Source organism: Nocardioides sp. BP30, from assembly GCF_029873215.1.
In the GTDB taxonomy this organism is placed as follows: domain Bacteria; phylum Actinomycetota; class Actinomycetes; order Propionibacteriales; family Nocardioidaceae; genus Nocardioides.
In genome coordinates this window covers 137,002-152,331 of sequence record NZ_CP123620.1, presented here as the reverse complement: position 1 = coordinate 152,331, position 15,330 = coordinate 137,002, and the positions used below count along the sequence as shown (strand labels likewise).

General features: G+C 71.0%; 11 protein-coding genes and 1 tRNA gene. 7 read left to right on the top strand and 5 right to left on the bottom strand.

Annotation, left to right across the window (positions count from 1 at the left end):
- The first annotated feature begins 143 nt into the window (after positions 1-143).
- Positions 144-1,157, top strand: coding sequence for a type IV toxin-antitoxin system AbiEi family antitoxin domain-containing protein (locus tag P5P86_RS00660; RefSeq protein WP_280609340.1), 1,014 nt, complete (start codon positions 144-146; stop codon positions 1,155-1,157).
- Positions 1,158-1,275: 118 nt separating this feature from the next.
- Here P5P86_RS00660 and upp read toward each other — a convergent pair whose 3' ends face one another.
- Positions 1,276-1,917, bottom strand: coding sequence for a uracil phosphoribosyltransferase (gene upp, locus P5P86_RS00655; RefSeq protein WP_280611298.1), 642 nt, complete (start codon positions 1,915-1,917; stop codon positions 1,276-1,278).
- 104 nt (positions 1,918-2,021) lie between these two features.
- Between upp and P5P86_RS00650 the strand changes: the two genes are divergently transcribed.
- From P5P86_RS00650 to P5P86_RS00635, 4 genes are all read left to right on the top strand, one after another.
- Entirely contained in the window at positions 2,022-2,507 is a 486-nt protein-coding gene (locus P5P86_RS00650) for a tRNA adenosine deaminase-associated protein (protein ID WP_280609339.1), read from the top strand.
- Positions 2,508-2,533: 26 nt separating this feature from the next.
- Positions 2,534-2,968: a nucleoside deaminase gene (locus P5P86_RS00645; protein ID WP_280611297.1), complete on the top strand. Its 435-nt coding sequence runs from the start codon at positions 2,534-2,536 to the stop codon at positions 2,966-2,968.
- A gap of 13 nt (positions 2,969-2,981) precedes the next feature.
- Positions 2,982-3,071 (top strand) — tRNA-Ser (locus P5P86_RS00640).
- A 199-nt stretch (positions 3,072-3,270) separates the two neighbouring features.
- A complete protein-coding gene (locus tag P5P86_RS00635; protein ID WP_280609338.1) occupies positions 3,271-3,963 on the top strand; it encodes an enoyl-CoA hydratase-related protein in 693 nt (230 codons plus the stop codon).
- A 30-nt stretch (positions 3,964-3,993) separates the two neighbouring features.
- Here the strand turns inward: P5P86_RS00635 and P5P86_RS00630 are convergent, their stop codons facing one another.
- Positions 3,994-5,130: an ROK family protein gene (locus P5P86_RS00630; protein ID WP_280609337.1), complete on the bottom strand. Its 1,137-nt coding sequence runs from the start codon at positions 5,128-5,130 to the stop codon at positions 3,994-3,996.
- 184 nt (positions 5,131-5,314) lie between these two features.
- On the opposite strand from P5P86_RS00630, the gene P5P86_RS00625 reads away from it, so the two are divergent.
- On the top strand, positions 5,315-9,214 hold the full coding sequence (locus P5P86_RS00625; protein ID WP_280609336.1) for a glycoside hydrolase family 3 N-terminal domain-containing protein: 3,900 nt from the start codon (positions 5,315-5,317) through the stop codon (positions 9,212-9,214).
- Between the two features lie 89 nt (positions 9,215-9,303).
- On the opposite strand, the gene cls is transcribed toward P5P86_RS00625, so the two are convergent.
- Entirely contained in the window at positions 9,304-10,782 is a 1,479-nt protein-coding gene (gene cls, locus P5P86_RS00620) for a cardiolipin synthase (protein WP_280609335.1), read from the bottom strand.
- A 28-nt stretch (positions 10,783-10,810) separates the two neighbouring features.
- Positions 10,811-12,013, bottom strand: a complete 1,203-nt coding sequence (gene galK, locus P5P86_RS00615) for a galactokinase (RefSeq protein ID WP_280609334.1) — start codon at positions 12,011-12,013, stop codon at positions 10,811-10,813.
- Between the two features lie 122 nt (positions 12,014-12,135).
- Between galK and P5P86_RS00610 the strand changes: the two genes are divergently transcribed.
- Positions 12,136-13,761 (top strand): EAL domain-containing protein, encoded by a 1,626-nt coding sequence (locus tag P5P86_RS00610; protein WP_280609333.1) that lies wholly within the window; start codon positions 12,136-12,138, stop codon positions 13,759-13,761.
- Between the two features lie 101 nt (positions 13,762-13,862).
- Here the strand turns inward: P5P86_RS00610 and P5P86_RS00605 are convergent, their stop codons facing one another.
- Complete coding sequence (locus P5P86_RS00605; RefSeq protein WP_280609332.1) at positions 13,863-15,143, bottom strand: calcium-binding protein; 1,281 nt, start codon at positions 15,141-15,143, stop codon at positions 13,863-13,865.
- Positions 15,144-15,330 lie beyond the last annotated feature (187 nt).

Genomic DNA, 15,330 nt, shown 5'->3' with positions numbered 1-15,330 from the left:
GTCCCCGGCGGACCGGACATCGCGTTACAAGGGCCCGTCCCCGGCGGTCGGATTCCCTCCACAGCTGCCCTTCGAGCGCGGGTCGTCCACAGCTGCCGCGGCGGACGCTGCGCCGCGGCGTCGAACGGCGGACGGTGGCTGCCATGAACGCCACCGTCATCGGCCACATGCGGGCCCAGCGCGGCCTCGTCACCCGGGCCCAGGCCACGGCTGCCGGCATCACGACGCGGGAGATCGATGCCGCGGTGCGGTCCGGCCGATGGGTCGCCGTACGTCGCGGCGTCTACGCCGAGCAGGCACTTGTCGCCACGACCGTCGAGCGTGGTGCCAAGCAGCGTCTGTTCGATGATGCCGCGTGCCTGCGGATCGAGCGCGAGCACGTGCGCAGTCACGAGTCAGCGGGTCTCGTCCTGGGCCTCGGTCTCCTGCTGCCGAGCCCCTGCCTCACCCACGTGACCCGGCCGACCGTCCACGGTTCGCGCCACGAGCATGGCGTCAAGCACCACCTGGCGCCGTACGCCGCCGAGGACGTCGTCGAGATCGACGGCGTGCGGTGCCTGCGCGCCGCCCGCACGGCCGCCGACATCGCCCGCGAGCACGGTCATCCCTACGGTGTCGTCGCCTTCGACTCGGCGCTGCGGTCGGGGGTGCCTCTCGCGGAGCTGGAGGCTGCGTTGGAGTCGATGCCGTGCTGGCCGCGGATCCGCACCGCGCGCGCCGAGCTCGAGCTGGCCGACGAGGGCTCGGAGTCCGTCGGGGAGACGCTGACCCGGATGCTGGTGATCGAGCTCGGTCATGGGCCGCCGGAGACGCAGTTCGGCCTGACCGACGGGCGTCGCGAGGTCTGGTGCGACCTGCGCCTGCACCGGCACATCATCGAGTCCGACGGCCGGATCAAGTACCGATCCGCCGCCCAGGGCGGTGTCGCGACGCGCCCCGGCCAGGACGTGCTCTGGGAGGAGAAGGGGCGGCAGGACTTCGTGACCGGCTTCAAGCTCGGCATGTCGCGCGTGGTCTGGAGCGACCACTGGGGCGCGGCTCGGGTTGCCGCGCTGGCACGGCTCGACCGTGAGCACCGCGACACCTGCCGGCGCTTCGGCACCGACATCGGTGACCTGGCGCCGTACCGGATCCAGGGGCGTCGGCGTGCCGCCTAGCCGCGCCTCGGATCCTTGTAACGCGGTGTCCGGCCCACTGCTGCGGTGTTGCAGCACCGCAGAACAGCGTCGGACACCGCGTTACAAGGCCGATCGGCCCGGCGGACGCCCCGCCGGCTCAGCCGGCGATGCCGTAGAGCCGGTCCCCGGCGTCGCCGAGCCCCGGGACGATGTAGCCCTTCTCGTTGAGCCGCTCGTCCATCGCCGCCGTGACCACCTGGATCGGCACCTGGATGTGGGAGGTGGCCTCCTCGAGCCGGGCCACGCCCTCCGGCGCCACCAGCAGGCAGACGCAGGTGATGTGGTCAGCGCCGCGCTGGACCAGGAAGTCGATGGCCGCGGCGAGGGTCCCGCCGGTGGCGAGCATCGGGTCGAGGACGTAGCACTGCCGGCCGGACAGGTCCGCGGGGAGCCGCTCGGCGTACGTCGTGGCCTGCAGCGTCTCCTCGTTGCGCACCATCCCCAGGAAGCCGACCTCGGCGGTGGGGAGCAGGCGCATCATCCCGTCGAGCATGCCGAGACCCGCCCGCAGGATCGGTACGACGAGGGGCCGCGGGCTGGCCAGCTCGACGCCCTCGGTCGGGCCGACCGGCGTCTGGATCGAGACCGGTGAGACCCGGACCTCGCGGGTGGCCTCGTAGGCGAGCAGCGTGACCAGCTCGTCGGCCAGCGAGCGGAACGTCGGGGAGTCGGTGCGCTGGTCGCGCAGGTGCGTGAGCTTGTGGGCGACGAGCGGGTGGTCAACCACGAGGGTCTGCATGGCCATGGCCGAACCCTACGTGAATCCCACCCGTCGGCGAGAGCCTGGTGAACGCAGCCGAAAGGGGGTTGGCCCCGGGTCCGACCTCTGTCACTCTGGATGACATGTCCGATCAGGTGGATGGCGTCGACTTCGCCCTCGCGGTCTTCCGTGAAGAGGGCGTGTGGACCGCGCAGGAGCTTGCGCACGACGTCCTCGCCGACCTCGACACTCTGACCCATGCGCTGCGCCGCTTCCCCGGCGACGGCGGCGCACTCGGGGTGATCGGCATCGATGAGGACTTCTTCGTCATGGTCCGCGTCGCCGGTGCGACGACGCGCGTTCTGCTCTCCGACATCACCGCTGCCGACGAATGGGAGCTGGCCGGCTCCGCGGTGGAGCATCTCGGTCTGCCGTTGCCGGAGGACGATGACGACCAGGAGCCCGCGGGCGACCTCGCGATCCTCTCCGACATGGGGATGAGCGCGATGGACATGGGGATCCTGCTCGACGACTTCGACCTCTACCCCGACGAGATGGTCTCCGAGATCGCGCGCAAGGTGGGCTTCGGCAAGATCTTCGACGACGCTGTCGGCCTGACCTCGGCGTGACGCCGACCGACCGCTGGGCGGCGCCGATGGCGGCCGCTGTGGAGGAGGCGCGCGCCGCGCTGGCCACCGGCGACGTCCCGATCGGCGCCATCGTGCTCGACCCGGCCGGCGAGGTGATCGGCCGCGGTCGCAACCTGCGTGAGGCCGAGGCCGACCCCACCGGCCACGCCGAGGTGGTGGCGTTGCGTGCGGCCGCCCGCGCCCGCGGCGCGTGGCGGCTCGACGGTTGCTCCCTGGTCGTCACCCTCGAGCCCTGCACGATGTGCGCCGGCGCGATCGTGCTGGCGCGGATCCGGACCCTCGTCTTCGGCGCGTACGACGAGAAGGCGGGCGCTGTCGGATCACTGTGGGACGTGGTCCGCGACCGCCGCCTCAACCACCGCCCGGAGGTCGTCGCGGGCGTGGCCGCGGAGGAGAGCACGGCCATGCTGGCCGATTTCTTCGCCGGGCACCGGCTCTAGTAACGTTCCTCCCGGTGGCGTGTCCGAGCGGCCGAAGGTGCATCACTCGAAATGATGTGTGGGGTCAAACCCACCGTGGGTTCAAATCCCACCGCCACCGCCAGACGATTCAGGATCGAGCCCCCGGCGAGCGCAAGCTCGCTGGGGGCTCGTCCGTTCGGTGCCGGCGCCGCGGGACAGGCCGAGGCCACCGGGCGCACCTGCAGGTCGGCAGGCCCGATGACGCTGCGATCATCGGCCGGGTAGCGTGCCGAGCAGGGCGCCCTTCGCTGGGCCGCCTCCGACGTCGAAGGGGAAGCACCGTGACCGCAGCAGACCGGCCCACCTCCACTGCCACCCCGCGTCTCGACCGGGACGGCGAGGTGTTCGTGCTCGACCTCGGCGATGGTGAGAACCGCTTCCATCCCGACTGGGTCGGCGCCGTGGACGCCGCGCTGGCCGAGGTCGAGGCGACCGCGGGGCCGCGGGCGCTGGTCACCACCGCGACCGGGAAGTTCTTCTCCAACGGTCTCGACCTGGACTGGCTCGGCGGCCACGCCGATCAGTTCGACGCCTACCTCGCCGATGCGGAGCGGTTGTTCGCACGCGCCCTGGCGCTGCCGGTCGTCACCGTCGCGGCGATCCAGGGCCACGCGTTCGCCGCCGGGGCGATGCTCAGCCTGGGCCATGACTTCCGCGTGATGCGCGCCGACCGCGGCTTCTGGTGCCTGCCGGAGGTCGACATCGACATGCCGTTCACGCACGGCATGACGGCGCTGATCACCGCTCGGCTCTCTCCGCAGACCGCCCACGAGGCGATGGTCACGGGTCGTCGTTACGGCGGCACCGACGCCCTGCGGGCCGGCATCGTCGATCTCGCCGTACCGGAGCATGAGGTCCTGCCCGCCGCGATCGAACTGGCCCGGGCGAGCGCCTCGAAGGCGGGTACGACGCTGGCGACGATCAAGACCCGACTCTTCGAGGATGCGCTCGCCGAGCTGACCACGCCGCGCTGAGCCCTTCACCCGCAGAAGCGAGGACCCCGGCTACACCGGCACCCGTCCGGCGAGCGCGAGCGCCCCGTGCAGCTCGGCCCGGTTGCCGAACTCGGCGGCTCGCACGACCAGTGCAGCGGACGTGGCGGGCTGGGCGTAGCGGCGGATCGCCTGCTCGACGCCCTGCACGAACGCCTCGCCGGCCGCGCCGAGCTCCCCGCCGACGATGACGGCCGTGGGATTGACCAGGTTGCACAGGTCGCTGACCACCTGACCCAGGATGCGGCCGCTCTCGTGCAGGATCCGATCGGTGATCGGGTCGGGCAGCGACTCCAGGGTGATCGCCGCAGGGTCGCTGGCGGGATGGGTGTGGGCGATCTGGTCGGTGACGGCGGAGACCGACACCACCGCCTCCAGGCAGCCCCGGTTGCCGCAGCGGCACAGCTCGGTCCGGCCGGAGAGGTGGGTGTGGCCGATCTCCCCGGCCAGGCCGGTGCCCCCGCGGTAGAGCTCGCCACCGAGGACCAGGCTCGCCCCGATCCCGTGGGAGGCCTTGACGTAGAGGAAGTCACGGTGGTCGCGGCCCGCTCCGCCGTACAGCTCGCCTAGAGCGCCGAGGGCGGCGTCGTTCTCGATCCGCACGGGTACGCCGATGCGTCGCTCCAGCTCGGTGGCCGGCGAGAGCCCCACCCAGCCCGAGAGGATCGTGGGGGACTGCACGAGCCCGGAGGCAAGGTCGACCGGGCCGGGGATGCCGGCCGCTACCGCCTGCAGGCGCGGCACGTCGTGCGCGGTCCGCAGGCTCTCGAGCAGCGCAGCGGCGGTGTCGAGCGCCTGGGCGGCGGACAGGTCGACGTCGAGCTCGACGCGCCGGTCCTCCATGAGCCGGCCGAAGGAGTCGGCGATCGCGACGTGCAGGTGGTTGTGGCCGAAGTCGATGCCGGCGACAGGATCTCCGAGCGCCATGAGCAGGGTGCCGGGCCGACCGCTTCCGGTGCCGGGACCCTTCTCCTCGACCTCGAACTCACTGACCTGGGACTCGGCGAGGAGGCCGGCCACGATCGCCTGCACGGCGCTGCGCGAGAGCCCGGTGCTGCGGGCCAGGTCGGCGCGCGTCACCCCGTGCCCGGCTCGGATGAGCCGCAGCATCTCGGCGCGGTTGCGCTGGCGCGGACTGGTATCGACCACGGCACGACTGTAGGGGACGGAGTCGGTTGCCGCGGAGATGTTTTCGGTCAAATTTAGGTCAAAAATTCCTGAGAAATACCTTCTTTAAGACTGTTGACGATCAAAAGTAGCGGACCCTAGCGTGAGGGGCGTCACATTCGCATCGGGCGGCCCTACCGCCCGGAGTTGTCAGAGAGGACGACTCATGCGCCAACCCCACCCCCGCGGCATCGCCCGCTGCATCTCGGTCCTCGCGGCCGGATGTCTGGCCTTCAGCGGCGTCTCGATCGCCCAGGCGGCCACCACCAACCCGGCACCCACGGCCCTGGAGAAGGCCGACGCCGCCCTCTCGCAGCAGGCCGCCACCGAAGGCATGGTGCTGCTGGAGAACCACGACCACGCGCTGCCCATGGCCAAGAGCGGCAACGTCGCGCTCTTCGGCGTGGGCTCCTACGTCACCGTCAAGGGCGGGACCGGGTCGGGCGCCGTCAACAACCGGTCGAACGTGACCGTCCGCCAGGGACTGGAGGCGGCGGGCTACACCATCACCACCAGCCCGACGTACTGGAACGCGATGACCTCGGCGTTCGACACCAAGTACCCGCCGAGCTCCAGTGGCGGGGTGCTGGCCGCGGCACCCGACTACTCCTCGGTCGAGCAGCCGCTCACCGGCTCGAGCCGCAAGCCCACCGCGCCGACGGACACCGCCATCTTCGTCGTCGCCCGCAACTCCGGCGAGGGCGCGGACCGGTCCTCGGGGAAGGGCGACTACCAGCTCACCGACATCGAGCACGACGACATCGAGCTGCTGGGGCAGACCTACAAGCACGTCATCGTCGTGCTCAACAGCGGTGGCATCGTCGACACGTCCTTCTTCAAGGACATCAACGCCGAGGAGAAGGACCCCAGCGGCGGCACCGCGCTGGACTCGCTGTTCCTGATGAGCCAGGCCGGCGAGCAGGGCGGCGCCGCGCTGGTGCAGGTCCTCGACGGTGAGGTCAGCCCCTCGGGCAAGCTCACCGACACCTGGGCCTCGAAGTACTCCTACTACCCGGCCTCGGCCACCTTCGCCAACAACGACGGTGCGGGCAACGACGAGAACTACAGCGAGGGCGTGTACGTCGGCTACCGCTACTTCGACTCCTTCTACAAGAAGATCGGTGCCGACAACGGGGTCGATCCGGCCAGCGTGGTCGACTACCCGTTCGGCTATGGCCTCTCCTACACCGACTTCACGATCGACCCGCTCAGCGTCACCGCCGACATGGGCTCGGTCAAGGTGAAGGCCCGGGTGACGAACGTGGGCGACACCTACAGCGGCAAGGAGGTCGTCGAGACCTACGTCTCGGCGCCGGGAGCCGACAAGCCCTATCAGCAGCTCACCGGCTACGCGAAGACAGACGACCTCGCCCCGGGCGCCTCCCAGCAGGTGACGATCACGTTCGCCACCTCCTCGATGGCCTCCTTCGACGAGGACGCCTCGCGGTGGCAGCTCGACAAGGGCGAGTACGTCGTGCGCGTCGGCGACTCCTCGCGCAACACCCAGGTCGCGGCGCGGATCGAGCTCGGTGCCGACACCCCCACCGAGCTGGTCAACCACGAGACCACCGACCAGGCCCCGGCCAGCGTGCTCAGCAGTGACCGGGCGAACTTCTACAGCTACCCGGCCGAGGCCGAGCAGCTCGCCGCCGCCCCCCAGGTCACGCTCGACACCGCGGGCTACCAGCCCCAGGACGACCGCTCGGCGTACGAGCAGAGCGTGGACCTCGACGCCACCTCGCCGTACTACACCTACGACGGCGACAAGCTCTCCACCACCACCGCATACGTCGACGGCTCCCAGACCAACTGGGAAGGCACCGGCGCACCGTACGCCGCCAAGACCGGCGAGACCGTCCAGCCGGTCACGACCGACCCGACCAGCACCCTGTATGACGTCGCCTCGGGCAAGACCACGATGCAGCAGTTCGTCGCCGGCCTGAACGTGACCCAGATGGCGAACATCGTCGAAGGTGCCTCCATCGCCGGCACCACGCCGTCCGCTGTGGGCGCCGCCGGCTACACGACCGCGAAGTACGAGAGCCTCGGGATCCCCGGCATGGCGCTCTCCGACGGCCCCGCCGGTCTGCGGCTGACCCAGCAGATCGCCACCAACCCGAAGACCTACCAGTACGAGACCGCCTGGCCGATCGGCACGATGCTCGCCCAGACGTTCAACCGCGACCTGGTCAAGCAGGTCGGCGAGGCCATCGGCAAGGAGATGATCGACGCCGGTGTCACGCTCTGGCTGGCTCCCGGCATGAACCTGCATCGCGACCCGTTGAACGGCCGCAACTTCGAGTACTACTCCGAGGACCCGGTCGTCGCCGGGCTGACCGCCGCGGCCACGACGCTGGGCGTCCAGTCCAACCCCGGTGTCGGCGTGACGATCAAGCACTTCGCCTTCAACAACCAGGAGACGAGGCGGCAGGGCGGCAACTCGGTCGTCGACGAGCGTGCGGCACGCGAGCTGGAGCTGCGGGCCTTCCAGATCGCCGTCACCACCGCGCAGCCGATGGCCGTGATGAGCTCCTACAACCGGATCAACGGCACCTACGCGGCGCAGGACTACGACACGCTGACCGACATCCTGCGCGGTGAGTGGGGCTTCAAGGGCCTGGTCATGTCCGACTGGGGCGGCAGCCACGACGCCACCGCCACGATGTACGCCGGCAACGACCTGATCGAGCCCGGCGGCGCCCCGCAGAACATCATCAACGCCATCGAGAAGCAGGCGCCCGTCATCGACGTCGCGGGTCTGCCGGTCTACACCAAGACCGTCTCGCCCACGCGCACCACGTACGCGTGGCAGTTCGGCGGCCTGACCCCTTCGGCCACCGGCACCCAGACGATCACGACCACGATCGACGGCACCACCGACCTGTCCAAGCAGCCGGCCTCCGGCACGGCGACGGTGGACGTGATCAACAACCAGACGTTCGTGGCCGACCCGAAGCTCGGCTCGGTCAACGACGCCTACAACTACGTCACCGCGCTCGCCAACAGCAGTGCGCTGACGGCGGCGCAGAAGGCGGCGATCACCATCACGCCGCTCACCTACAACATCGCCGGTGACCCGACCAGCGGTGTGACCTCCTACAGCGTGACGATCAAGGGCAACTACACCGCGACGAGCTACCCGATGCGCCTCGGCGACCTGCAGCGCAGCGTCTCGCGCATCCTCAACGTCGTGATGCAGTCGGCTCCCTTCCAGCAGCTCGCCACCAACCAGGGCGTCAAGGGCGTCTCGGTGAAGAGCTACGACGCCCAGTTCGACCTGCCGAGCATCCTCAGCTCCTCGCTCGGGTCGGTGGTCAGCGCTCCCACGGCCAACCCGCCGACGGTGGCGCTCTCGACCACGCCGACGGCCCCGGCCGGCGGCTGGTTCACCGGCCCCGTCAAGGTGACGGCCCAGGTGGGCGACGCCGACACCGACGTCGCGTACGTCGGGGTCGACGGCGGACCGCTGGCGCCGTACACCGACCCGATCACCGTCTCGGGTGATGGCACGCACACCGTCCGCGCCATCGTCAGCGACAGCGCAGGCGGCTACGGCGATGCCTCGGTGGAGGTCCGGATCGACTCGGCGGCACCGACCGTCGCGGCGAGCGGCTCCGGCGGCAGGCTGGCTCTCACGGCGAGCGACGAGGTCTCCGGGGTGGCGAGCGTCCAGTACTCCACCGACGGCGGGGCCACCTGGAGCGCCTACACCGCTCCGGTCGCGGTGAAGGGGCTCGCGCAGACCTTCTCCTACCGGGCGACCGACAAGGCCGGCAACACCAGCGCCGTCGGCTCGATCGCGGTGCGGGCGGCACTGCACCTGGGCACGCCGGTGATCAAGGGCAAGGCCAAGGTCGGCAAGAAGCTCAAGGCGGTCGTCACGGCGACGCCTGGAGCGAGCCTGAGCTACCAGTGGATGCGCAACGGGCACGCGATCAAGCACGCCACCGGGGCGAGCTACCACGTGGTCGGCGCGGACCGGCACAAGAAGGTCTCCGTCGAGGTGACCGCCAGTGCTGCCGGCCAGAGCCTCACTGCCACCTCGAAGAAGGTGAGGATCAAGTAGGCACCCGCCCTCGATGAGACGGGGGTCGGATCCGGCGGACCGCCGGATCCGGCCCCCGTCGTCGTGTCGGTGAGCGCGCCGGCGGCCGGCTACTGCAGCGCCGCCGTCAGCCGCATCACGTTGTCGACGTACCTCGCCCCCGGCGACCGGCGCTGCCACTCGGCGAGGGTCAGCTCCCGCGAGATGGAGCGGTAGTGGTCCTGGACCGAGCACAGGTCCCTGACCACGGCGGGATCGGGGACCATCAGCGAGATCTCGTAGTTGAGGGCGAAGGAGCGCATGTCCATGTTGCTCGAGCCGATCACCGCGACGTCCTCATCGATGGTGAAGTGCTTGGCGTGCAGGATGAACGGCGCCGGATAGCGATGGATCCGCACGCCCGCCTCGAGCAGCGCCTTGTAGTACGACGCCTGGGCGCGTCCGACCATGAACTGGTCGGAGACCTCGCTGACGAACAGCTCCACCTCGACGCCCCGCTGGGCGGCGGTGGTCACGGCGTAGAGCAGCGACTCGTCGGGCACGAAGTAGGGCGAGGTCAGCGAGATCCGGTCGGTGGCGGTGTACAGCAGCGCGGTGAACATCCGCAGGTTGTTCTCCGCTACCAGCCCCGGTCCGCTGGGCACCACCTGGCAGCGGGCGTCGGGCACTACCTCCGCATCCGGCGGCCGCCGGCACGTCGGCGCCGGCTCGGTGTGGTGGTCGGCGACCTCGGCGGTCTCGGCGTACCAGTCCGAGGCGAAGACAGCGTTGAGAGAGGCCACCACCGGGCCCTCGAGCCGCACCATCAGCTCGACCCACTCCCGACCCAGCCGGTGGTTGGCCGGCTTGTTGTAGCCGGGCTCGGTCAGGTTCAGCGACCCGGTCAAGCCGACCCGGCCGTCGACCACCAGCAGCTTGCGATGGTTGCGCAGGTCGGGGCGGCGGATCCGACCGCGGAGCAGCCGCAGCGGCAGCATCGGGTGCCAGTCGATGCCGGAGCCGTCCAGTCGCCGGAGCATCGTGCGGTAGCCGGGGATCCGGCGGGAGCCGAGGTGGTCGAAGAGGAGTCGTACGGCGACGCCTCGCGCCGCCGCGCGCTCCATCGCCGCGAAGAGCGGCTCGGTGACCTCGTCGTAGGAGGTGATGTAGAACTCGACGTGCACGTACGACGCGGCGAGGTCGACCTCCTCGACCATGAGCGCTATCACCTCACGGTAGCCCGGCGCGAGCGAGACCCGGTTGCCGCCGACCAGCGGCAGCGCGCCGAGTCGCTGGTTGAGGTCGGCGATCCGGGCCAGCGCAGGCGAAAGCTCGTGCTCGGGGACCCGGGACTGGCGGGCCGCCTGGGTCCGGATGACGTCGATCGCCTCGCGCTGCCGCTCCACCCGCTTGCGTTCCAGCGCCGTGCGGCCGACGAGCAGGAAGATGGTGAAGCCGATGATGGGCTCGACCAGGATCAGCAACAGCCAGGCCATGCCGGTGGACGGCTTGCGGTTCCCGGGGATCACGCCCAGCGCGACGATGCGCAGCACGATCTCCAGCGCGACCAGCAGCCACTCCAGCAGCGTTCCCACGCCGGGAAAGTCCATAGCCGCACCCTAGGCGCAGCCGGGGAGGTCAGCGTGACTCGCGCCGCGCTCCACCGGCCGGGGTCACCACGAACGTCACCGGCTCCTCGAACCCGGCCTTCGCGAAGGCCACCCCGATCGCCTCGGTGAGCTCCTCCACCCGCTCGGCGTCGACCAGAGCGATGGCCGAGCCGCCGAAGCCGCCACCGGTCATCCGGGCCCCGATCGCCCCGGCCGCCATCGACGTCTCGACAGCCGTGTCGAGCTCGGGCACCGAGATCTCGAAGTCGTCGCGCATCGAGGCGTGCGAGGCCAGCAGAAGCTCGCCGATCGACCGGGGCCCCTGCGAGCGCAGCAACGCGACCGTCTGCTGCACCCGCGCGTCCTCGGTGACGATGTGGCGTGCGCGGCGGTAGATCACCTCGTCGAGCCGCTCGCGGCCCTCTTCCAGTGCCTCGGGGCTCACGTCGCGCAGCGCCGCGACGCCCAGCACCCGGGCCGCCTCCTCGCAGGCCGCGCGGCGATCGCCGTACCCGCCGTCGGCGTGGGCGTGCTTGACCCGGGTGTCGATGACGACGAGGCGCAACCCGGCCTCGGTCAGCGGGAACGGGATCGACTCGCGCGAGGAGTCGCGGCAGTCGATGAAGAGCGCGTGACCGGCCCGGGAGAAGAGGGAGGCCGACTGGTCCAGGATGCCGGTCGGTGCGCCGACGATGATGTTCTCGGCCTGGACGGTGGCGCGCAGCACCCGATCCGAGTCCAGGGGGAGCCGCCAGAGGTCGACCAGCGCCGTCGCCAGCGCGCACTCGATCGCGGCGGAGGAGGACAGGCCGGCGCCGAGGGGCACGTCGGAGGTGAAGTAGGCGTCGAAACCGCCGACGGAGCCGAGCTCGGTGTCCCCGGCCGCCTGCAGGAGGCCCCACGCCGTACCGAGTGGGTAGGCGGACCACCCGTCGACCGACCCGTGGGCGATGTCGTCGAGGCCGTGCTCGACGACCGTGTCACCGGAGGTCGAGGACGACGTCGAGGCGACCCGCACGAGCCGGTCGTGCCGGCGGCCGACGGCGACCCAGGTCCGCTGGTCGATGGCGATCGGCAGCACGAACCCCTCGTTGTAGTCGGTGTGCTCGCCGATGAGGTTGACGCGGCCGGGTGCTGACCAGACGCCGTCGGGCTCGTGCCCGAAACGCTCACGGAAGCCGGCGGCTGCCTCCTCGCCGAGGTTGGTCGCGGCCGATGTCGGGCTCTCCACGGGACGAGCCTAGGACCGGCCCGATCTGGCTCCGACACCGCAGGAACCGTTTGCGCATGCCGATAGGCGAAATGCGTACGTCCTGTGGGGGAGAAGCGCACGTCCGACAGCGGAGGATCCACGTGCACCTGAGCCGAGCCGGCCGTCGACCGGTCCGCCCCCACGGGCTGCTCCGCGCCGTCGCGGTGGCGATCGGCACCGCCGCCGCGGGCCTGGCCCTTGCCGGCGCCGCGATGGGCTTCGACGTGGATCGGGCCTTCGCGTTGGCCCTGGGGCTCAGCTGGCTGTGCATCCTCGCGCTGGCGGTGCTGCCGCACAGGGACGCGGCCACCCGGCCCGCCCCGGCGGGCTGGACGATCCGAACCGCGCTGCCGGCGCTGCCGGCGTTGTCGGCGCTGTCGATGCTGCCGGGATCCGCCCCGGGTCGCGAGGTCGACCCCCACAGCGGTCTCCTACGCTACGACCCGGAGCTGGACGACCAGCATGTCAACCGCGCCTGCGGTGAGCCCTGGGCTGTGCTGGTGGTCGAGGTCGGCGCCCAGGTGGCTGCCTCCGTCTTCGACCCGGCCGCCGACGCCGTGATGGCCGACGCCGCAGAGCGGATCAACGCCGTGGCGTCCTCCTACGGCGGCATCGTTCGCCGGTTGAACGGGCCCCAGTTCCTCGTGCTCGTCGCCGGGCTCGGGGAGTCGGACCTCGCGGCGCTGGCGGGCACGCTGCACGACGGTCTGCTGCACGACGGTCTGCTGCGCGGCGTGCACGGCCGCGATCGTGGCGGTGATCGCGGCGACGGTGCTCGCGGCGGTGCCCGCGACGACGAGGCGCCGTACGGTCGGCTCGTGGTCGGTGTCGCGGTGGCGACCCATGCGTGGGACGAGGTGCAGGGGCTGATCCGCTCGGCGGCCGTCGCGGTGACCCAGGGCAAGAGGGTGGGAGGCGATGCGCCGGTGTTCTTCCACTCCCGGCTCGCCGAGGAGGCCCGCGAGCGGATCGCGGTCGGTCGCGCACTGCGCACCGCCATCGACCAGCGCCGGATCGACCTCGTCTACCAGCCGTTGGTCGACCTCACCGACGGCGGCCTGCTCGGGGTGGAGGTGCTGGCCCGCTGGCACGATCCGGTGCTGGGTCCGATCGCCGCGGACCGGTTCGTGCGCGTCGCCGGCGAGGTGGGCCTCAGCCGCCAGCTCGACCGGTTGGTCGTCGAGCTGGCCCTCGCCCAACTCGGCGCCTGGGATCGCGCCGGCGTCCGGGTCCCTCGCATCCACCTCAATGTCACGCCGCACACCGTCGCCCAGGGCCGGGCGATCGGGCTGGCCGACCTGCTGGCGGCCTACGAGATCAGCCCCGACCGCGTGACGGTCGAGATCCAGGAGAGCCCCTTCCTCGAAGGGGCCGCCGGATCCGCGGCCGTGCAGCGCCTGCGCGACCTCGGGCTGCGGGTCGCCCTGGACGACTTCGGCGCCGGCCCGTCGTCCTTCACTCAACTGGCCACCCTGCCCGTCACGGGCGTCAAGATCGACCGCTCGCTGCTCGGCGACCACGAGGCGGACGCCACCGTGCTGGGAGCCATCGTCGGGGCCGGTAGGGCGCTCGGTCTCGCGGTCGGCGCGGTCGGCATCGAGACCCGTCAGCAGCGCGACCTCCTGCGAGGGCTCGGCTGCGCGGTCGGCCAGGGTCATCTGTTCGCGCCGCCGTTGACCCCCGCCGACCTGGTCGACTGGCTCCGCACGCCGATGCTGGTGGGCTGAGCGCGCCGACCGGGGCGGCCCCAGGACGCCCCGGCCCGCAGCGTACGGCGGGTCAGCACGTCCAGGACCGCCCCGGTCAGGGTCAGCCGTGGATCAGTCGATCAGTGGTACTCGCAGGCCTTGGCGTGCTCGGCGCTCTTGCAGGTGTCGCTGCCCTGGCCGCCGTTCGCCTTGTCCGTGCCGACACCACCGAGGATCAGGTCGTCGCCCTGCTTGCCGTGCAGGTTGTCGTTGCCGTGGCGACCGCGCAGGGTGTCGTCGCCCTCCTGGCCGTAGAGGATGTCGTTGCCCGAGCCGCCCTTGAGCAGGTCGTCGCCGGGGGTGCCGACGATCTTCTCGGTGGTGGTGTAGTCGATGTGCCCGAGCGCCCAGTTCGCGGTTCCGGCGGCGATCGAGGTGCGCAGCGCGGCCTTGTCGCCGAGCCAGGAGAAGTCGATCGCGTCGGTGCCCTTGCCGCCCGAGACGGTGCCCTTCCAGTGCAGCGTGGCAGCGGTGCTCCACGTCGTCGCGTCGGTCTTGAGGGTGCCGATCTTGAACGTGTCGTCGCCGGTGTTGCCGCTCAGCGTGTAGCCGGTGACGGGGGTGCCACTGTCGGCGCTGGCACCGGAGAGCTGGTTGTTGGGGTCCGCGGCGATGGTGTCGTCGCCCTTGCCGCCGGCGACCGTGCCGCCGTACCCGACGGTGACGGTGTCGTTGCCGGCGTTGCCGCCGACGTACTTCGGGTTGACGGCGTGGAACCAGTCGTCGCCACCGTAGCCGTGGATCTCGTCCGCGCCGGCGCCGCCGTCGAACCAGTTCGCGGCGTCGTCGCCCAGGAAGAGGTCGTTCCCGTCGGTGCCGAAGATCCGGGCCTGGTCGAGGCCGGAGAGCGTGTCGGTGCCGCTCCGCGCACCCGTGACGGTTCCGGCCGCGAGATTGACGGTGATGCCGGCGGCTCCGGCGGTGTAGCCGTCGGTGGTGTAGACGACGTCGTTGTTGATCGTGCCGGTCAGGCGGTCGTTGCCGGCGCCGCCGATGAGGCGGTCGCGGCCACCGGTGCTGATGAGTGTGTCGTTGCCGTCCCCGCCGTCGAGGGTGGTGTTGCTGGCGGTGCCGGCTGGGTCGTTGGCGCCGCAGATCTGGTCGTCGCCGGCGCCGCCTCTGATGGTCAGGCCGTGGAAGCCGTTGGCGGCGATGACGTCGTTGCCCGGCGTGCCGGTGATGGTCTGGTTGTCGGCGGTCGCCCACAGGGTCGGCGCCACCCCGTTGCAGACCAGTCCGGCCGGCACGGCGTCGCCCGCGGCGGTCGAGCCGCCGTCGGCGTAGGCGGCACCCAGGGCGGGCACGGTGAGGAGGCCGGCGGCGAGCGCCGGGACCGCGATGCGGCGGAAGAGGTGATGCATGTGTCTGTATCCCTTCGGCAGGGCCATGGGGAGGATGGCTGTTGCTTCGAATGCGTGGGTACCCCGACGCTCACATGAGAATCTGTTGAGAACCTGTGTAACTCGTGTGACAGAAGTGACGCAAGTGACGGCTGGTGTGGGCGATGGTCCGTGCCGTCACTCTTCAAGCGCGTGAGTGCCCTGCGGC

Coding starts and splice junctions, on each gene's coding strand:
- P5P86_RS00625 (WP_280609336.1), top strand. CDS start 5,315: ATGCGCCAACCCCACCCCCGCGGCATCGCCCGCTGCATCTCGGTCCTC.
- P5P86_RS00650 (WP_280609339.1), top strand. CDS start 2,022: ATGTCCGATCAGGTGGATGGCGTCGACTTCGCCCTCGCGGTCTTCCGT.
- cls (WP_280609335.1), bottom strand. CDS start 10,782: ATGGACTTTCCCGGCGTGGGAACGCTGCTGGAGTGGCTGCTGGTCGCG.
- P5P86_RS00660 (WP_280609340.1), top strand. CDS start 144: ATGAACGCCACCGTCATCGGCCACATGCGGGCCCAGCGCGGCCTCGTC.
- upp (WP_280611298.1), bottom strand. CDS start 1,917: ATGCAGACCCTCGTGGTTGACCACCCGCTCGTCGCCCACAAGCTCACG.
- P5P86_RS00605 (WP_280609332.1), bottom strand. CDS start 15,143: ATGCATCACCTCTTCCGCCGCATCGCGGTCCCGGCGCTCGCCGCCGGC.
- P5P86_RS00645 (WP_280611297.1), top strand. CDS start 2,534: ATGGCGGCCGCTGTGGAGGAGGCGCGCGCCGCGCTGGCCACCGGCGAC.